Here is an 18,681-nt window from a genome sequence, read left to right on the forward strand (position 1 = left end):
CTACAGTGAATGACGGAAGACGTGAGTGAACTCGCCCGAGAGCGCGAGCGCGACGAACCCGAGCACGAAACAGACGGCGTAGATCAGCAGCACGGCCTGGCGCACGTTGAGCCCGAAGCGAAAGATCAGCTGGTGGTGGAAGTGCCCGCGATCGGCTTCGGTTATGCTTTTGCCTGCGCGCGCGCGCCGGATGATCACGGCTGCCGTGTCGAGGATCGGGAGGGCCAATACGACCAGCGGCACGACGATGGAAATCGCGATCGCGGTCTTGCTCGCGCCGATGATCGAAACCGTAGCGAAGACGTACCCGATGAAGAGCGAGCCGGAATCGCCCAAGATGATCTTCGCCGGATTGAAATTGTAGGGCAGAAAGCCGAGCGAGGCGCCGGCGAGCGCGATGACGACCAGCGCGACCACCGGGTTCGCGTGCACGACCGAGATCGCGAAGAGAAAGAGCGTCGAGATCAGCGTAAACCCCGGGAGCAAGCCGTCGAGCCCGTCGATGAAGTTGATCGCGTTCATCATGGCGACGTACCAGAAAAGCGTGAGCGGAATCGAAACCCAGATCGGAAAGTCGATCCAGTTGGTGTGCATGTTGTGGTCGAACGGATTCGTGATGCCGGGGATGATGAAGCCGTAGAGCATCGAGATCAGCGCGACGACGATCTGCGCGAAGAATTTGTTCCGCGGCCGCATCTGCATGATGTCGTCCCACAGCCCGACGGCCAGGATCAGCATGCTGCCGAAGAGCAGACCGACGAGGCGGTGCACCGCGTCGAATTGATCGGCGATCGCGTTGACCTTCTGGTGCACGCCCAGATGGGCGACCGACGGATAGAGCGCGTACGGTGAACTGAGGGCGAAACCCAGGACGACGAAAAGCGCAAAGGTGAACCCGAAAAAGACCGCGATACCGCCCGTACGCGGCGGAGGCACCGCATGCATGCGCCGCTCGGCTTCCGTTCCGTCGACGATCTCCAGATGGGTCGCGAGGCGAATCACCAGCGGCGTCGTCGCGGCAACGACGACTGCAGCGACGGCGAAGGTGATGAAGTAGATCAGCGCGGCGGTCACGAGCGCGCGCTCTCGAGCGAAGCGTACGGGACCAGCGCGACCTCGGCTTCATCGAGCAGTTCGATTGCGACCGGATCCGGGTAGGCTTCATCGTAGACGATCTTGACGATGCCCGCGCTGATCAACAATTTCGAGCAGCTCACGCACGGCTGGTGCGTACAATACGCGGTCGCGCCCTGGAGTGAGACGCCGTGAAGCGCGCCCTGCACGATGGCATTGGCTTCGGCGTGTGTCGCGCGCTGGCAGTGGTCGTTCACGACGATGCAACCCGCTTGCGTGCAATGCGGCACGCCGCGCGGCGCTCCGTTGTAGCCGGTCGTTAGAATGCGATGCTCGCGCACCAGCACCGCTCCGACCGACGCGCGCGGGCAGGTTGCCCGGGTCGCGACCGTGCGCGCGATCTGCATGAAATACTCGTCCCAGCCGGGACGCAGGTTCACGGCGTTCGCACCCGCATCGCGGCCGGCACCGAGGTGAGGCTGCCGAACATCCGATCGCCGGCATCGCCCAGACCCGGCACGATATAGGCGTGATCGTTCAGCCCCGCGTCGAGCGCGGCCGCCACGATGACCGCCTGCGGATGCGCGGCGTGCACGCGCCGCACGCCTTCGGGTGCGGCGATGACGCAGACAAACGTCATCGCGCGCGCACCGCGTTCGGCCAACGCATCGAGTGCGGCGACGCCCGAGTTTCCGGTGGCGAGCATCGGATCGAGAACGAAGACGTGACGATCGCCCAGCTCCGGCGGCATGTTCGCGTAGTAGGGCACCGGACGCAACGACTCGGGGTCGCGATAAAAACCCAAATGCGCCACGACCGCGTCGTCGATCACATCGAGAAAGCCGGGCAACAGTCCCAGCCCCGCGCGCAATACCGGAGCGACGACGGGGCGCGTCGCGATGCGCTGCGCGGTCGTCTCGATCAACGGTGTGGTGATGCGTTCCTCGCGCAGCGGAAGCGAACGGGTCGCCTCATAGGCGAGAAACGCGCCCAGCTCTTCGATCAGCTTTCGGAAGACGGGCGTCGCGGTCGAGCGATCGCGGAGACGGGCGAGACGATCGGCGACGGCCGGGTGATCGACGACGTGGAGGGTGGAGCTCCCTGGCATGCAACTCGGTTTCGTATGCGCGCACGCGATACCTGGGTGTTGCTCGCGACGATCGTCGGCTCGAGCCTCGTGTTCATCGACGGTTCGGTCGTTGCACTCGCGTTGCCGGAAATCCAGCGCGAATTTCACACGTCCGCCGGCAACGTCGCGTGGATCGTCGAACTTTATACGCTTGTTCTCGGATCGTTGATGCTGCTGGGCGGCGCACTCGCCGATCGCTACGGCCGTAAGCGCATTTTCATTTTGGGCGCAGCGCTCTTCGCGTGCAGCTCGATCGGCTGTGCGTTCGCGTGGTCTATTCCATCGATGCTCGTTGCGCGGACGATACAAGGATTGGGCGGCATGCTGCTTGCGCCGGCGAGCCTAGCGATCCTCGGAGATCATTTTTCGGGCGATGCCCGCGGTCGCGCCATCGCCGCGTGGTCGGCCTTTAGCGCGCTGACCTCTACGCTCGGACCCGCACTCGGCGGCGCGTTGATCGACACGTTTGGTTGGCGCTCGGTCTTCTGGATCACCGTTCCGCTTGCCGCACTGGTCGTCGTCTCGTCGCTGCGCCATGTGAGCGAAAGCCGCAATCCCGATGCACCGCGCGAACTCGACCTGCTCGGAGCGCTGCTCGGCACGCTCGGGCTCGGCGGCATCACGTTCGCGTTGATCGTTGCAAGCTCAAGCGGGTGGAGAAATCCGAGTGTCGACGCCGCGGCCGCGGGCGGCGTCGCGCTCCTGGGGCTCTTTCTCGTACGCGAACGTCGCGCGCGCGCACCACTCGTGCCGCCCGCTATTTTCTCTTCGCGTACCTTTGGTGCGATCAACCTGGCAACGCTCTTTCTTTACGGCGCGCTCGGCGGGCTGTTCTACGAGCTTCCCTTTGCGATGATCCAAGCACATCATTACACCGCGCTGCAAACCGCGTTCGCGACGCTCCCGATGCCGCTGGCGCTGGTTGTGCTCTCGCGCGCGGGGGCCATGCTAGCGAGGCGCTTCGGTCCGCGCCTCGTGCTGACGATCGGACCGTCGGTCGTCGCCGCCGGTTTTGCTTTGCTGGCGCTGCTCGAACCGCGGCAGGGTTACGTAGTCGGATTTCTGCCGGGTTTGCTCGGCGTCGGGCTCGGTATGGGTATTACCGTCGCGCCGCTCACCACGACCATGATCGGCGCCGCCGACGCGGGCGACGTCGGCATCGCCTCGGGCATCAACAACGCGGTCTCGCGCATCGCCGGATTACTTGCGATCGCTGCGCTCACCGTATTGCTCGCGGCGCTCTACGACCGTTCGATGAATCGCTCGCTCGACGCGCTTCACGCGACCGCGCACCAGCGTCTCGCCGCCGCAGCGCAGAGCGACCGCCTCGGGGGCGCGCATTTCAGCGATCCTGCGATTGCGCGCGCCTCGATTCATGCATTCGAGAGCGGATTTCGCGGCGTCGCGTTTGCCTGCGCGCTCTTGGCGGCGCTCGCCGCTGCAGTCGACGCGCTCGGCATCGACGAAGCCAAGCTTCGTTAGCGCATACCGGCGCTAGCGAATACCGGCGCCGAGCTCGTCGAGCACGCTCTCGACCGCGTGGAGTCCCGGTATCGTGCGCTCGTTGCGCATGCCCGCCAGCGCGCCCCGCCGATTGACCCACACGCTGTGGAACCCGGCTTGACTCGCTCCCATCGCGTCCCAGTCGTTGGACGAGAAAAAGAGGACGTCTTCGGGATATAGGCCGTTGGTCGTGACTTGACCGTAGACGGCCGCGTTCGGCTTGTACACCTTGACCGTGTCAGCCGAAAGCACGTCGCGGAAATACTCGGCGATTTCCGCGTGCGCGAGCGCGTTACGCGCGGTCGACGCGACCGCATTGGTAAGGGCGAGTATCGGCAGCTTACGGGTGGTGATCGTCTGGAGCGCCGGCAGCACGTCGTCGAAGACCGGCAACGCAGCCCACGCGTCGATCAGGCGCTTCTGGTCGGACGGCGCAAGGCGGAGGTGGAAGCGCGGCGCGATCTCATGAAGTGCGACGAGCGTGACCCGATCGAAGTCCATGTAGCGCCCGCTCGAATTTGCAACGCCGGCGAGCTGCAGTTGGCGACGCCTCCATTCCTCGCACATCGCTTCGGCCATTGGGGTGTACTCGCGTACCAGCGGCTCCAATCCGTCCAAGTCGAAGAGGGTGCCGTACAGATCGAAACAGACTACCGAAACCGCCACGGCTCCGCGTTTCGCGCTTTATATCGCGCGTTCTTCTTGCTGAGTCTCGGCCCAGAGCTTGCGTGCAACCGTACCGATCGAACCGGAGGCCTGCGCCCCGAGTGACGCTGCAATCGCGGTGAGCGCGCCGGCCGCTTGCCGGTGCGCGATCTCGATCTCGCCGGCCTCCAAATCGAAGCCGACGCCGTTCGACGTCGGCGTGCGTGCCTGTTCGAGGTTTACCTCGAGGCCGATGGAGGGCTCGAGTGTGCGCTCGATCTGCTTACGGTAGAGCGCGGACCGGGCGAGCGCATCCGCATCGATCGTGGCATCGGTGTAGGGGAGCGATTTGCACGCAGTGACCAGCCAGAACGCCAAGAAACTCCTGTACAGCACGGCAGCGGGCGCGCTCTCGACGAACCGGACGCTCTGCGCAAGCACCTTTTCGAAATCCCGGCCGCGAATCGACGGAAGACGGAGACCAAATTGCGCGACAGTGAGCGCCACCATGGGTTCGGCTTGGTTGCGAGCAAGAATCGCGAGCGGAGCGGCAAGAAAGTAGACGTCTCCGGATTGCGTCCGGCGCCGCGCCGAGTTCCACTGCGCGATCGGATCGCGCACGATTCCCAGGTGAAATGCACGGGGGAAATGCGCGCGCATCCACGCGACCCTTCCAAGGGAACGGCAAAATTTGAAGACGGCGGTCTTGTTGGACCTGCGCGCGAGTTCGATCAACGAGGAGAGATAGGCAAAAAGCTTCGGCTCGAGCGCGTCGCGCTCGATAAAATACCGATCGAATGCGAAAGCGCGATCGTAGCGCGTCACGCCGCGCCGCTTGATGAGCGGCGTGAACTCCTCGAAGTACGGAGCGCCGGCAGGATGCCCCGAGTCCCAGCTCGCCGGTCCCGATTTTCGAATGCCGTCGACGGTCATATCGTGGAGCAGCTCGTGCAAAGGTTCATAGAAGGCCATCGTGTGAGCCTTGGAACGAAACTCACTCCAAATCCAAGTCCCGGCAGAACGCCAGCCGCTATGAATGAAGACGGCTTCGGTCGCCGGCGAAATCGAACCGTGTGAGGATGAGACCCGATGGTTAGCGATTAACACCTAATGGACACGATACGCCGTGACCTGAGAGTCCGTTGAGAGCGCGTGCGTTAAAGCCGCGAAAGCACGCGAGCTATTGCTTGCTTATGGCACGTCAAATCGCGACGTGAGGTCGCGGACCCGCCCGCGCAACCGTTCTATTGCGACTTCGGTCTCAATATCGGCCAACGCGTCGACCATGATGCGCGCGACCTCGCGACATTCCTCGATCCCCAGTCCGCGCGAGGTGATGGCGGGGGTTCCGATCCGGATACCGCTTGCGACCACCGGCTTCTGCTGGTCGTAGGGGATCGCGTTCTTGTTGACCGTGATGCCGATTCGATCTAAGTACGCTTCGACCGCACGTCCGGTCAGGTTTTTGACCGACACGTCGACCAGCATCAAGTGGGTATCGGTGCCGCCCGCGACCAGGCGCAGACCGCCGCGCACGAACTCCTCGGCCATCGCGCGCGCATTGTCGATCACATTGCGTTGATAGGTTTTGAACGAGGGCTGCAGCGCTTCGCCGAACGCGACGGCTTTGGCCGCGATCGTGTGCATCAACGGGCCGCCTTGAATGCCCGGAAAGACGCTCTTGTCGATCGCCTGCGCATAGGCTGCTTTGCAGAGCACGAAGCCGCCGCGCGGACCGCGCAGCGTCTTGTGCGTCGTCGAGGTGACGAATTCGGCGAACGGAATCGGCGAGGGATGGAGATCCACCGCGACGAGTCCCGCGATGTGCGCCATGTCGACCAACAGCGCGGCGCCGACCTCGTCGGCGATCTCGCGGAACGGCGCGTACTCCATCACGCGCGGATACGCGCTCGCGCCGGCGATGATCAGCTTCGGTTTGTGTTCGCGCGCCAGCGCGCGCACTTCCTCGAAATCGATCAGCTCCGTATCTTTGCGCACGCCGTATGCGACCGCGTTATACAATTTGCCGCTGAAACTGACTTTGGTGCCGTGGGTGAGATGGCCGCCGTGTGCGAGCGACATGCCGAGCACGGTGTCGCCGGGCTGCAACTGCGCCATGAACACCGCCATGTTGGCTTGCGCGCCGGCGTGGGGCTGCACGTTGGCATGATCGGCGCCGAAGAGCTGCTGCAGACGTTCGAGCGCCAAACTCTCGGCCACGTCGACCCACTCGCATCCACCATAGTAGCGCTTGCCCGGATAGCCTTCCGCATACTTGTTGGTCATCACGCATGCCATCGCTTCGCGCACCGCGCGGCTGGCGTAATTTTCCGATGCGATCAGCTCGAGGTTTTCTTTTTGGCGGCGTTCCTCGCCGGCGATCGCCGCGTAGAGCTGCGGATCCTGGGCTTCGAGCGTGCTCGTGGTCAGAATATCCATGAGGTTCCTCTCAGAGCAGGTCTTTCGGCGTAGCGGCGCCCGTCACTTTGCCCGCCTCGATCGCTTCGAGGGTGCGCTCGCGCTGCGCGTCGCCGAATTCGAAGAGCTGCTCGACGCGATGCTTGTGTCGCGCGCCCGCGGGCGTATCGCCCTCGAACGGTGCGTGCAGAAAAACGTCGACGATGCGTTCGATCATGTCCCATCCGGTCAGACGCTCCGAGAGCGCGAGCACGTTGGCGTCGTTGTGCCCGCGCGCGAGTTCCGCCGAATACGGCTCGGCCACGACCGCGCAGCGCACGCCCGGCACTTTGTTCGCCGCGATCGAGATGCCCAAACTCGATCCGCACACCACGATGCCGCGCTCCGCTTGACCGCTGGCGACTGCCTCGCCAACGGCGTAGCCATACTGCGGATAATCCACCGGCGTCGGACCGTGCGTGCCGTAATCCAGAATCGTATGGCCGGCGTCGCGCAAGATCTGCGCGATGCGGTCTTTGTATTCGTATCCGGCGTGATCGGCCCCCAATGCAATGCGCATGGAGCGAGTTGTTCAAGCGCGGCCTGTAGCACTACTGCTCAAAAGGCGCTCCGGCCTAGCCTCCGCGCCCCCCACTTCGTGGGGCCCCCGGACCATGGGCCGCATAAACACACCTGCCCATTGAACGTTCCCCTGGGGCGGCCCTAAACATCATTTCCTCGGTGCCGACATGTACCGAGACCGTGTCGATTGAAACCTGGTATGCGTGAAATTCGCGTGCAGCAGCGGTGCGTTCGATCGAGCCTTCCGAAGCGGGGATCTCACCCAGCTCGAGTTTCTCGATGCCGCGGCGCGTGAGATCGGATGCGACGGCGTGGTCTTGGACGACCGGCATTTTCCGCGCATCGACGACGACTACCTCGCCCAGCTGAAGAAGGCTGCGACCGATCTCGGGCTGTCGATCGCTGCGCTGGCAAGCGACGAGTTTTTCGTCGCCGGTGAGGTCACGATGCACGACGCGATCGAACGCGCACGAGCGCTCGGTGCGCCGGTGCTGAGCGGACGCCTCGGCAACGAGACCGCACTCACTTGGAGCGAACAGCTCGACAAACTCGGTGCTGCTGCCGCTCTGGCCAAAGCGGCAAACGTCACGTTGGCGCTGCGCAACGCGCCTGGGAGCTTCGCGGCCACCGTACACGACTGCAAACGCGTGACCAAAGAGACCGATTCCGCCTGGCTGCGCTACGGGCTCGATCCGGCAGTTTTCGACGCCGCCAGCGATGCGAGTGCGCTCGCCCCAAAAACGGTGCTGCTGTGGTGGGACGCGCGGGAGCCGGTACGGCTGCGCGGGTGGGAAGACTTTCGCGGCTTCGCGGTGCTCGACCGCGGCGACGGCGACGCGACGACCACCGAAATGCGCGACGCGATCTTCCGCTGGAAGATCGCGCGCGATGAATTCGAACTCAACCGCGCGTAGCGTCTGCCAATGCGAGGTAACTGAACCTGCGTTCTCGCAGGTGGGTGCGGCCCGGGCGCTTTGCGGGCAGGCACGAGGCCCAAGCCCTCTCGTCGTATCCGGAGCTGGTGCTCCCTAGGTCAACCAAGTCGGTTCGGCACCTATGGCACGGTGCGCGCTTGGCACAGTCGAGCCTTACTACCGTACCACTCTCCGTCAAGAGGTTCCGCCTGGAGGCAGGGGTTGACACCGGGCGTCCTGCGCGTGATGGAGAGGCATGTACGTGCATTACGGAACGCTCGCCGTCCCGCGCGCCGACGACGCGCTGTACGAGCAAGCCAAGGCATACCTCTCGCGGGACCCGGTCGAGGCCAAGCTCTTCTCCAAGCTGGAACATGACCCGGGGCGTCATTTTCACCTCACGATCAATCACCGCAATGACGACCATTTCGATCCCAATAATGACGAGATCGCCTGGGATCCGTACAGCGCGCTGCGCACCACGCGCGGCGGACGGCAATCGCCGGCGCTCGGTCTGGGGCACGAAGTCGATCACGCGGTCGAAGATCCGCGTATCGAGGATCGCCTGCGCAATACGCCCGACGCGCGCTACGATGACGCGGAGGAGCGCCGCGTGATCACCGGAAGCGAAACGCACGCGGCGCGCACGCTCGGTGAATCGGTGCGCCGCGATCACGCGGGAAGCACCTATCGCGTTGCATCGCCGATATACCGTTGGAAAAACGCCGCCGCCGCCTGATCGGTCCGAAGCCACGAGCTCCAGCGCAGGAACGTGTGCGCTTCGTCCGGCAGCACGATCAGTCGATAGCGAACGTGCTGCTGCTGCAGGCGCGGAACGAGATCCACGAGTTGATGAAAAGCCACGTCGGGATCTTGATCGCCCTGAATCAGCAGCACCGGGGAGCGCCATTTCGCGATCGATCCGACCGGTGAGGAGTTCCACGCCAGGTGCAGCCACGGTTTGAGATCGACGCGCTCGGCGCCCTCGCCGTAGCTGCGAAAATAATCGAGTGCGTCGTGCATCAGATCGTGCACGCCGCTGTAATCGACGCCGGCTTTGAAGACGTCGGAATTGCGCGCGAGCGCGAGCGCGGTGAGATAGCCGCCCCACGATCCGCCCCAGATGCCGATTCGTGCCGGATCGACCGACGGTTGATGCTGCAGCCAGCGCGCGCCGGCGAGCACGTCTTGATATTCGCTCGCGCCCGCCCAGCCGGTGCGAACGGCGTAGTGAAAATCGTGTCCGTAATCGACGCTCGAACGATAGTTGACCGAGAGCACGGCAAATCCGCGGCTGACCAAGTATTGGTCGACGGCATACGAATTGTCGTAATAATCCATCGGATTCCAGGTCAGCAGCATCTGCCGCATCGGACCACCGTGCACGAACACGATCGCGGGGCCGCGTGCCGTTCCCCGCGGCGCAAAGAGCTGCGCGTGGATCAGCGTGCCGTCGGGCGCGTGATACGTGACTTCGCTCGGAACCGCCAGCTGCTGCGTCGGAAAATCGGCTGGCATGAGCGCGGCGTCGATCAGCCGTTCACCGGTTCCGTTCGCCGATGCGAGCGCCACCAGCGGCGGACGCTGCGCGGTTGCGGTGACGTATGCGAGCGCGTCGCCGGCCAGCGGCATCGGCCACCACTGCGAACTGTATCCGGCGGTGAGCTGCATGACCCCTCCGCTCTGCGCATCGACACGGAAGAGATGCCAGCGATCGATGTCGTTGGGCACCGAACCGGTGTTGGCGACGTAGATCAGCGACCGTCCGTCATCCGATGCGGTCATGCTGACGACCGCGAACTCACCCGCGGTCAACCGCCGTGCCGCGCCGCCGTTCGCATTCACGACGTAGATGTGCGGCCAGTTGTCGGCCTCGCAGAGAAAGGCGACGCGCGCGTTGCCAAGCCAGGTGAGATCGACGTCGCCGCCCTGCGTCGGGAAGGAGCCGCGCGAGGTGTCCGGGCTGCGCCAGATCGGGCGCGCCGTGCCGTCGGAAACGCGCGCAATCCAAATCGACCACGGCACCACCGGCATCCGCAGCGGCGATTGCGGTGCGCCGCCGGCGCCGGGTGTGCGCGCGAAGACGATGCTCGCGCCGTCCGGCGACCAGCGCGGCTCGAGATCGTTCGCGACCGACGGCGCGAAGAACTCGAGTGGGCGGTCGGCGCCGCGATAGACGCCGATGAACGAATGATCGCCACGTGCAGAGACGAACGCGAGCGCATCACCGCTCGGCGACCATTGCAGATCCCAATCCTTGCCGGAATCGTAGAACAGCCGCTTCGCGGGGGACGTACCGTCGACCGGCGCGATCCAGACTTCGCCCTCGTGTTCGAATGCGACGCGCGATCCGTCGGGCGAAAGGGCCGGCGCCGAGCCGACGCCGAGCATTCGCGAAGCACCGCCGTCAACGTCCGCCGACCAGATTTGAATCTGCGGCTCGGTAACGCTCAAGCTCGGATTCTGTGTGCTGCCGTACTGATAGACCACGCGAGCGCCGTCGCGCGAGAGCTGCACCCAACTGATGGTACGGCCGTCATCATCATGCAGGGCGACGACTTCCCGCGGGACGAATCGCGGCGCGCGCGCGACCCAGATGCTGCGATCGCCGCGTTGATTGACGGCATAGGCGATGGCGTGCCCATCGGCGCTTCGGACCAGCGTCGTCGGAAACGGATACGAGAGCACCTGCGCCATCGAGAACGCCATAATCACTACGTGCAGCATGCCCTTACGATACGCGCAGCGAATGCGCCGTTCCCATGCGCCGATTTCTTGCGGTCATGTTATTGCTGGCAGCTTCGCGGCCGGCTTCGGCCCGGCCGGATGACGCACTCGAGGCACAGTTGCGCGCGATCGCGGCCGGATATCAAGGAAAAGTCGCACTCTATGCCGCCGATTTGCGGAGCGGCAAGACGGTCGCGATCGACGCCGACACGCCTGTTCCGACCGCCTCGACGATCAAGCTGACGATCCTTTTCGAGGCGCTCAAGCAGATTCAAGAGGGGCGCGTGCGGTTCGATGACAAGCTGACGCTCACGCCCGAGAATCAGGTCATCGGGTCGGGCGTTCTGAACCAGTTCGATACGCCGCTGAGTCTCACGTTCAAGGACGCGCTGACGATGATGATCGTCGTGAGCGACAACAGCGGAACCAACCTGGCAATCGACCATCTCGGCCTAAAGAATATCGACGATCGCATCCGTTGGATGGGACTCCGCGAAACGTGGCTCTACAAGAAGGTCTTCAAGCCACCGGTAGGCCCCCAACCGGCGGATCAAAAGAAGTTTGGCCTCGGCAAAACGACGGCACGGGAAATGGCCGAAGTCATGCGGCGCTTTGCAACCTGCGACCTCAATGCGCCCGGCTCGACCGCGAAGCCGACGCAAAAGGACCGCGCCCTCTGCGCGGCCGCGCTGAAGATGTTGATGCATCAGACCGAGCGCGAAGGCATTCCACGCTACCTTGGCAACCTCACGGTCGCCAACAAGGGCGGCGCCATCGATGCATCCCGCAGTGACGTCGGGATCGTGTATGCCCGTAACGGCCCAATCGTGATTTCGGTGTACACCTACGATAACGCCGACCAAAGCTGGACGGTCGATAACGCCGGCCGCGTACTGATCGGCGAACTCGCCAAAGCAATCGTCGACCGCTGGGATTAGGCGTCGAGAACTTTCACTTGGCCGCGCGGCGCGTCGCTCTCGACGTGGCGGGCGCGCCCCGTATAGAGCGCGATCATCTGCGCCGCCACGAGCCATGCCAGCGTGTTGAACGGTATCCCGACGACCGGCCCGAGCAACGGAATGTTCCCGAGCCGGTTGCCGATGACGTAGAGCAAGCTCTGCGCCTCGGCGGCCTCGAGCATCGGCCGGTTGACGACCTGCCGCGATGCATCGTCGACGATTCCGACAGCGGCACACGTCGAATCGAGCATCGCGCCGCTACCGTGACGAAACTCGCCCGCCGAAAAACCCTCAGCGTGAATGTAGCTCGCCTCTTTGAGTTTGAGCGCGAATTCGCGCGCGACCGGAAGGCCGTAGCCGGTTGCAAAGATGAGCACGCTGCGCCTGCCCGCCAGACGCGCGCCGGCGTCGCGCACGTCAGCCACCATCGGGCCGTCGAGCCACGAGCGCACGTCCTCGGCCGTTTCGATCAGCGTCTCCGCATTGCGATCGTGGTTCTTGCCCACGATGCCGGCAGCCCACAGCAAGATCGCCGCCGTTGCCGTGACGCTCTTGCTTGCCGGAACGGCAACTTCCGGACCCGCGCCGACGTCGATGAGCAGCGACGCCCGCTCGCCGAGCGGCGAGTGCGCGGTATTGGTAAGCGCAATCAACACTTTGGGATTCAAGACGTCGAGTGCATGAAGCAGGTCCTCGGATTGGCCGCTCTGCGAGACGGCGATGACCACCGAGCCCTCATAGGCCACGTGATCCAGCGGGGCTTCGGTCGCGGCGAGCGCGTGCGCGCGGATGGCACGCCGGCGTAGTGCGAGTGCACCAAGCTGTGCCATGAACAGTGAACTACCGCTGCCGAGCAAGATGATTTCGCGTCCGTCGATGGCCGCGGCGAGCGCCTGCGCCTTGCCGGAGGTCGCAATCGCACGCCACACGTCCGGTTGTTCGCGAATCTCCGCTTCGAAATGCTGACCGAGCACGCGACTTCATTCGCCATTGCGCGCGGTGAAACTCCCATCGTGGTCGAAGAATGCCCGATGCGCTTAGGAGCTCTGGCTTTCGCGTGCGTCCTCGCCGCTTCGTTGTACGGATGTACAAAGGTGGCGGGCACCTCGGCCCCGAGCGGCGCAAACCCGTGGACGATTCCGGGCGTGCTCCGGATCGGCGACCCCGAGGAACCGGACAGCCTCAACCTCATGTTCGGGCACACGCTCGCGACCGGTGAGATCGACTGCCTGCTCTTCTCGTTCATTCTGCGCACCGACGCGAACGGTAACCTCATCCCCGATTTGGCGACACAGGTTCCCACGTTGCGCAACGGCGGCATCAGCCGCGACGGCAAAACGATCACAGTGCATCTGCGGCGCGGCGTGAAGTGGTCGGACGGCGCACCGCTCACCGCGGCCGATTGGCTCTTCACCTATCACGCGGCGATGAATCCGGCCAACAACGTCAAAACGACGTATGGCTGGGATCTGATCGAATCGGCTGACGCACCGAATCCCTACACGATCATCATTCGCTTGAGGCGGCCCTCGGTTGCGGTATTCGACATTCTCACCATGGGCGGCGACGCGTATCCGCCGCTGCCGGCACATCTCCTCGCGAAGCTTCCCGACATCAACCATGCATCGTTCAACAGCGCACCGATCTCGAGCGGACCGTTTTTACTCGAGCGCTGGGACCACGGCAACGACCTCGACTTCGTCGCGAACCCGCTCTATTTTCGCGGGCCGCCCAAGCTCAAAGAAATCGTCTGGAAGATCATCCCGAACCCCAACACGCTGCTCGAGGAACTGCGCGCGCACGAAATCGATCTCTACGCCGCGGTGAAGGAAGACCAAGTCGACGAACTCGGCTCGATCCCCGGCATTCGGATCACGCACCGGCTGGTCGCCTGGTGGCAGCATCTCGGGATCGACATGCGTCAGCCGCAACTGGCGGACGGCCGCGTGCGCGCCGCGATCGCCGAAGGCATCGACTGGCAGCGCATCGTCGACACGGTCTATCGCGGACACGGGCAGCTCGCCGTTTCCGACATCTTCCCGCAGTCATGGGCCGCGCCGCATCTGCCGCCGTACCGGTTCGATCCGGCCGATGCCAAACGGCTCTTGACCGCCGCCGGCTGGAACATGGGCAGCGACGGCGTCTTGCACAAGGGTCCGCTCGCGATGCGCCTGACGCTCTCTTCGACTGCCGAGGACGAATCGAACGACCGCGCCGAGCTGCTCATTCAATCGATGCTCAAGCCGCTTGGCTTCGGCATCGAGATCAAGAACTATCCGGCGAACCTGCTCTTCGCCCAAGACGGGCCGATCTATTCCGGAAAATATGACCTCGAATGGTCGCAGGCGATCAACGGCGCCGATCCCGACGATTCGGGCTCCTGGAACTCGCGCTTCATTCCGCCGCACGGCGCGGACACGAGCTGGCTGCGCGATCCGATCGTCGACGCGGCCACCGACGCGGCCGCGAGTACCTTCGATCAAAACGTACGCAAAAGGCTGTATCAGGAGGAAGCCGCGCGTCTGCGCCAACTCAACCCCGCAATCTTCGCGTTTTGGCACGAGAGCTATTTCGCTTACAACAACGACTTGAAGAACTACGAGCCGGCGGCGTTTATCGCCGATGAATGGAACGCGTGGCAATGGCAGATCTGAGCGAGAACCGGATCGAGTCGTATCCGCACGCGCCGCTCGCGACATGGCGGCCCGACGTGCCGGGACCAATCGATCACATCTATACGCATTGGTCGGCGCACGATTACGAATCGGTCTTTCCGGCATATCATTTTTGCATCGCAAAAACCGCGCGCGGCATCCTGGTCGTCAACACCCACGACGTGCGCGAGAACATGCGCGCGGTCTACGAAGGGCCGGAGCTACCGTACGCGCAGCACACGCGTAAGCGCAATTCCTACGCGCTCGGCATCGCGATCATGGGGATGGAAGGCGCAACGCCGTCCGATTTCGGCAAATACCCGCTCACCGAAGAGCTGATCGATGGGCTCTGCCTCGTCGGTGCGCGGCTCGCGGCGTTCTACGGCGTGCCGATCGACGACGAGCACGTGATGTCGCACGCCGAAGCCGCGCTACGCGACGGCTACTTCGGTACGGCGCCGGATCAGCGCTGGGACATCGCGCGTTTGGTTCCGAGCGACGCACCGCTGGTCGAGCGCGAAGCGATCGACGTGGGCGAGGAATTACGCGAACGGATGCGGCGCGCGCTACATGTTTAGATAGGCACCGAACACAAACGAATTCGAGGCGGCTGCACATGCCTCCGGACGAACGAGCCGCTGTAAGATCGACTGCCGCGCATTTAGGCTGAATCCGCCGTTCTTCAAAGCCTTTTTGCTTGCGATTGCGCTTTCGAGTGCCGATTGATCGCGTTCCACGTCCCAGAAGTTTACGGTGACACCCTGAGTGAGTTTATCAGTATCCTCCGCGTTAATGATCACCACGCCATTGGAGCACTTGAATCTGAAACGAGTGGGAAATCGCCCTTGGGTGTACCATTTGCTCCACACCTCCTGCCCCACACCCGAGACGTGATAAATCGTCCAACGCGCGAGGAGTTGCGGGCTGACCTGCGCCGCTACGCTGCCGCAGAGCAGCAGCGATAGCAGCGCAAGGAGCCCAATCGAACGCTTCACCCGCGATGCGTTTGTCATCAGTGAGGAGCTGCCTCCCGGCCGATGTATGCCCGGGCGAACACCTCGATGGTGCGGGGCGTCCCGTTCACGAAGTTTTGGTAGTTCCAGGTGTTCACCGCGCCCCACGATCCGGACTGCGGCCCGTACGGCCAGCAACCGCTTCCGGTATTGAAGCACGAGGGCGTGGGTCCATGCTGCATGTTGAACATGTTCTGCATCGATACGCCGACCTTCCACGTTTGGCTGATGTCTTTGAACACGGTGAGGTTCGCGTACCAGTAACCCATGCCGATGCCTTCCGGCGCCAGAACCGGATTCAACGTCGCACCGGCATTCGGCCCCGCGGTCGGTGAGTACTGCGAACAGAATTGCGCCTGGACGTTCTGCGTGTATGGCACGTAGCCGGTTCCTGCAGCGTTCGGCGGCAAACACCCGCCGACATTGTAAAAGTTGTCGAACGTCCAGTAGATATAGGGTACAAGGTGCCAACCCTTGGTATGCAGATCCGCCGTAAGCGTTGCTGCCACCAGCGGCGTCGAAGTCGAGCGCAAGTAGACGCCCTGCTGGATGAAATACTCGCTCAACGGTTCGTTGAAATACGATCCGTGACCGCCGTTGAAGTCATCGATCTGCGTCCAGCAGTTGCAATACGAGCCCGAGATCCACCAGCTTGCGCCCGTCGGTCTTGGATCGACATGGCTGATGCCGAGTTCTGCACCCATTTGCTTGATCGATAGATTGTCTTCGAGCACATCGGGCCCATAGACTTGCACGTTCGTGCCGGGCTTATACCCGAGGAACGGCGCGTAGAAGGACGGGTAACTGCTGGTCGTGCGCCAGTAGGGACCGAAGCGCAGCGTCGTCTCCGGATTGAACGCATGCTCCCATTGGAAATCGACCATGTGATTGAGCGCCGGTTGGTACGCTTGCGAGCCATTCAGTTGCGGGTTGAACGTCGGGTTGTTCAACTCGTAGAGGAAGATTGAACCAACGTAATTCGCCGTAACGGAATACGAATAACGGAAGACGTTATTCGAATTCATACGATATGTTCCGACGAGTGAGGGCGCGAAGAATCCCGCCGAAACCGTACCGCCGGCGTACGCGGGGACTCCGTAGTAATCACGCGACCACCGAATCCCCGGTTCGAGCGTGAATTTGCCGACGTTGAAGGTTGCCTCGCCGTAGACCGACGGCGTGTGGGCCGGATTGTCGCTCAACTGGTTGATGCACGGATACGAGCCGGCGTTGTTGCCGTAGCAGAGCTGGCCGTAGCCACCGCCCGTGGCGATTTCGTTCGCCAGAGAACCGTTGAACAGATTCAGGTATTCCGTGTATTGAATCTGATCGTCGTACTCTTGCTGCACGCCCGCCTTGACCGTAACGTTTTCGTTCGGCGTCCACGTGTAGTCGCCGGCGATGAAGTAGTCTTTGTCGTCGCGCAGTTCGTATGAGTCCGAGAGATTGAACAGACACTGGTCGTAAAACGCGGTGCCGAAGCTCCCAACCGGCGTCCCGTTCGCAACGGGATACGTCGGACATCCGGTACCGGTCCACTCGGAGTTGTACACCGGCCAGTTCGGGTCGGAGTACGGCTGATCGAATACGTACTTGTTAAAGAACTGAGCTACATGGAGCTCGAAGCTCGACGTTTCGTTGATCGTGTGATTCCACTGGATCTTGAACACGTTGCTCTGGTGGCCCATGAAGTTACCCGCACCGGGGGCCAGGTCGTAACTGTAGAGGCCGATCGGACAGGGTTGCCCATTCGGCGCAACGCCGCCGGCACCGGTGGAGGGCGAGTTGGGAGCATTTCCGGTCGCACCGGGACATTCGGTTACGGCGAGCGCCGGCTGGCCGGGATTATCGAGACCCCAATTGCCTTGGTCGTTGAAGTAGCTATTCAACTCGAGGACCTGGATGTCGTCGCGTGCATCGGGGCGCCAGTGGAAATTGCCGAGGACGTCGCGCGTCCAGATCCATCCCGCGTTAGCGAACGAGATGTACCCCGGGTAGCCTGCCTCGACTGCTCCGGGAATGCCGACGAGCGGATAGTTCGCGCCGTTGAGCTGCTGACTGCCTACCCAATAGTAGTTCTGGCTGTTCGTCGCGTCGTTGCTGATGAACCAGCTAAACTTACCGTTGGGCGTCGCGCCGCTCCATTCCGTGCGCTCGAAGTGGGAGAATTCTTCATTCGTGAGGCCTCCCGAAATCCAGAAGTAACCTGGATAGGTTCCGACCTTCGAGACCTGATTGATCACGCCGGTACCGTTCTGCGAAGCGTCCGCCGTGAGTCCACCCGTAATGACTTCCACGTTCCCCACACCGATATTGGTGAGATTGGTTCCGAAGAAGCCGGTCTGCCGATCGGTGATCGGCACGCCGTCGAGCTCGAAGCCAGTGTCCACGTCTGAGAAACCACCGCGGATCGAGGGCTGACCGATGGCGTAACCACCGCTGCCAACCACGCCCGGAACCGTGTCGATGTATTGATACTCGGTTTCGTGCGAATCGGTCCCGCCGGTCGCCGCTAACAGCTGGTCGCCTGTGACGTTGTACACGTCCGAGCCTTGGTACGGCTTGAGCAGACTGCTGGCGGAGCTCGATGACACGGTCGCAATCGTCTTTAGCGCGGGGCTCATCTTATAATCTACGCGCACCGTAGCATCTTGCTGAACGAAGATGCCGGGAAGGCTGACATCCGCGTATCCCTTCGCCGTTATACGAACCGTGTACGTGTCGGGGAGCGCGTTCTGGATAGAGTAGAAACCGCGTGCGTCAGTGACGCTGCTGAAGGTGCCGCTACCTGATACGGCCATTACACTGGCATCGGCGATTGGTTTTCCGGTTGCCGCGTCGGTGACCGTCCCCTCGACGATGCCGGTCGTGCCGGCGAGGGCGGTCAGGGGGCTGACCACCATGGCAATGAAGAGGCCCGCAGCGATTAAGAGCGCCGCCAGCGCCTTCGTAAACGAAGCCTTGCCTTGCATGTCCCTAATCCTCACCTTAAAGAGCCAAAAAGGGAAAAAGAAAAGTGCACGGCGCTCACTGCGCTCGTCCACTTTAACGCCTTAATGCGGTGAAAGTCGCTCGGTTCCTTTG

General features: G+C 63.0%; 17 protein-coding genes. 6 read left to right on the plus strand and 11 right to left on the minus strand.

Annotation, left to right across the window (positions count from 1 at the left end; translation table 11 throughout):
* From VMF11_16110 to upp, 3 genes are read right to left on the minus strand one after another with little or no spacing between them, the layout of a single operon-like run.
* The gene (locus VMF11_16110) at window positions 1–1,074 is read right to left on the minus strand and encodes an MraY family glycosyltransferase (protein ID HTU71828.1); all 1,074 of its coding nucleotides are present in this window, start codon (window positions 1,072–1,074) and stop codon (window positions 1–3) included.
* Window positions 1,071–1,514: a cytidine/deoxycytidylate deaminase family protein gene (locus VMF11_16115; GenBank protein ID HTU71829.1), complete on the minus strand. Its 444-nt coding sequence runs from the start codon at window positions 1,512–1,514 to the stop codon at window positions 1,071–1,073. The genes VMF11_16110 and VMF11_16115 overlap by 4 nt, the downstream gene beginning before the upstream one ends.
* A complete protein-coding gene (gene upp / locus VMF11_16120; GenBank protein ID HTU71830.1) occupies window positions 1,511–2,182 on the minus strand; it encodes a uracil phosphoribosyltransferase in 672 nt (223 codons plus the stop codon). The genes VMF11_16115 and upp overlap by 4 nt, the downstream gene beginning before the upstream one ends.
* A gap of 15 nt (window positions 2,183–2,197) precedes the next feature.
* On the opposite strand from upp, the gene VMF11_16125 reads away from it, so the two are divergent.
* Window positions 2,198–3,685, plus strand: a complete 1,488-nt coding sequence (locus VMF11_16125) for an MFS transporter (GenBank protein HTU71831.1) — start codon at window positions 2,198–2,200, stop codon at window positions 3,683–3,685.
* A 12-nt stretch (window positions 3,686–3,697) separates the two neighbouring features.
* On the opposite strand, the gene VMF11_16130 is transcribed toward VMF11_16125, so the two are convergent.
* The 4 genes from VMF11_16130 to rpiB all read right to left on the minus strand — a co-directional run bounded on the left by VMF11_16130 (window position 3,698) and on the right by rpiB (window position 7,328).
* Window positions 3,698–4,372, minus strand: a complete 675-nt coding sequence (locus tag VMF11_16130; GenBank protein HTU71832.1) for a haloacid dehalogenase type II — start codon at window positions 4,370–4,372, stop codon at window positions 3,698–3,700.
* 18 nt (window positions 4,373–4,390) lie between these two features.
* Entirely contained in the window at window positions 4,391–5,323 is a 933-nt protein-coding gene (locus tag VMF11_16135) for a hypothetical protein (GenBank protein HTU71833.1), read from the minus strand.
* A gap of 219 nt (window positions 5,324–5,542) precedes the next feature.
* The gene (gene glyA / locus VMF11_16140) at window positions 5,543–6,790 is read right to left on the minus strand and encodes a serine hydroxymethyltransferase (GenBank protein ID HTU71834.1); all 1,248 of its coding nucleotides are present in this window, start codon (window positions 6,788–6,790) and stop codon (window positions 5,543–5,545) included.
* 10 nt (window positions 6,791–6,800) lie between these two features.
* Complete coding sequence (gene rpiB, locus VMF11_16145) at window positions 6,801–7,328, minus strand: ribose 5-phosphate isomerase B (GenBank protein HTU71835.1); 528 nt, start codon at window positions 7,326–7,328, stop codon at window positions 6,801–6,803.
* A gap of 205 nt (window positions 7,329–7,533) precedes the next feature.
* Between rpiB and VMF11_16150 the strand changes: the two genes are divergently transcribed.
* On the plus strand, window positions 7,534–8,244 hold the full coding sequence (locus VMF11_16150) for a TIM barrel protein (protein ID HTU71836.1): 711 nt from the start codon (window positions 7,534–7,536) through the stop codon (window positions 8,242–8,244).
* Between the two features lie 262 nt (window positions 8,245–8,506).
* Entirely contained in the window at window positions 8,507–8,983 is a 477-nt protein-coding gene (locus VMF11_16155) for a hypothetical protein (GenBank protein ID HTU71837.1), read from the plus strand.
* Here VMF11_16155 and VMF11_16160 read toward each other — a convergent pair.
* The gene (locus VMF11_16160; GenBank protein HTU71838.1) at window positions 8,932–10,971 is read right to left on the minus strand and encodes a prolyl oligopeptidase family serine peptidase; all 2,040 of its coding nucleotides are present in this window, start codon (window positions 10,969–10,971) and stop codon (window positions 8,932–8,934) included. The genes VMF11_16155 and VMF11_16160 overlap by 52 nt on opposite strands.
* A 35-nt stretch (window positions 10,972–11,006) precedes the next feature.
* Here VMF11_16160 and VMF11_16165 point away from each other — a divergent pair, with 35 nt between their 5' ends.
* On the plus strand, window positions 11,007–11,909 hold the full coding sequence (locus VMF11_16165) for a serine hydrolase (protein ID HTU71839.1): 903 nt from the start codon (window positions 11,007–11,009) through the stop codon (window positions 11,907–11,909).
* Here VMF11_16165 and VMF11_16170 read toward each other — a convergent pair.
* On the minus strand, window positions 11,906–12,904 hold the full coding sequence (locus VMF11_16170) for an SIS domain-containing protein (protein HTU71840.1): 999 nt from the start codon (window positions 12,902–12,904) through the stop codon (window positions 11,906–11,908). The two genes, VMF11_16165 and VMF11_16170, sit on opposite strands and share 4 nt — an antisense overlap.
* A 120-nt stretch (window positions 12,905–13,024) precedes the next feature.
* Here VMF11_16170 and VMF11_16175 point away from each other — a divergent pair, with 120 nt between their 5' ends.
* A complete protein-coding gene (locus VMF11_16175) occupies window positions 13,025–14,584 on the plus strand; it encodes a peptide ABC transporter substrate-binding protein (protein HTU71841.1) in 1,560 nt (519 codons plus the stop codon).
* Window positions 14,572–15,162, plus strand: a complete 591-nt coding sequence (locus VMF11_16180) for a hypothetical protein (protein ID HTU71842.1) — start codon at window positions 14,572–14,574, stop codon at window positions 15,160–15,162. The genes VMF11_16175 and VMF11_16180 overlap by 13 nt, the downstream gene beginning before the upstream one ends.
* Here the strand turns inward: VMF11_16180 and VMF11_16185 are convergent.
* Together VMF11_16185 and VMF11_16190 are read right to left on the minus strand one after the other, a co-directional pair.
* Window positions 15,151–15,579, minus strand: a complete 429-nt coding sequence (locus VMF11_16185; protein HTU71843.1) for a hypothetical protein — start codon at window positions 15,577–15,579, stop codon at window positions 15,151–15,153. The genes VMF11_16180 and VMF11_16185 overlap by 12 nt on opposite strands.
* Before the next feature lie 17 nt (window positions 15,580–15,596).
* Window positions 15,597–18,569: a TonB-dependent receptor gene (locus tag VMF11_16190; protein ID HTU71844.1), complete on the minus strand. Its 2,973-nt coding sequence runs from the start codon at window positions 18,567–18,569 to the stop codon at window positions 15,597–15,599.
* Between the last annotated feature and the right edge of the window lie 112 nt (window positions 18,570–18,681).

It is taken from the genome of Candidatus Baltobacteraceae bacterium, from assembly GCA_035502855.1.
GTDB lineage: Bacteria > Vulcanimicrobiota > Vulcanimicrobiia > Vulcanimicrobiales > Vulcanimicrobiaceae > Aquilonibacter.

Bases quoted from the DNA above. Each gene is read 5' to 3' on its own strand.
- VMF11_16165 (HTU71839.1), top strand. From the start codon at position 11,007: ATGCGCCGATTTCTTGCGGTCATGTTATTGCTGGCAGCTTCGCGGCCG.
- rpiB (HTU71835.1), bottom strand. From the start codon at position 7,328: ATGCGCATTGCATTGGGGGCCGATCACGCCGGATACGAATACAAAGAC.
- upp (HTU71830.1), bottom strand. From the start codon at position 2,182: ATGCCAGGGAGCTCCACCCTCCACGTCGTCGATCACCCGGCCGTCGCC.
- VMF11_16125 (HTU71831.1), top strand. From the start codon at position 2,198: ATGCGCGCACGCGATACCTGGGTGTTGCTCGCGACGATCGTCGGCTCG.
- VMF11_16190 (HTU71844.1), bottom strand. From the start codon at position 18,569: ATGCAAGGCAAGGCTTCGTTTACGAAGGCGCTGGCGGCGCTCTTAATC.
- VMF11_16180 (HTU71842.1), top strand. From the start codon at position 14,572: ATGGCAGATCTGAGCGAGAACCGGATCGAGTCGTATCCGCACGCGCCG.
- glyA (HTU71834.1), bottom strand. From the start codon at position 6,790: ATGGATATTCTGACCACGAGCACGCTCGAAGCCCAGGATCCGCAGCTC.
- VMF11_16135 (HTU71833.1), bottom strand. From the start codon at position 5,323: ATGGCCTTCTATGAACCTTTGCACGAGCTGCTCCACGATATGACCGTC.
- VMF11_16160 (HTU71838.1), bottom strand. From the start codon at position 10,971: ATGCTGCACGTAGTGATTATGGCGTTCTCGATGGCGCAGGTGCTCTCG.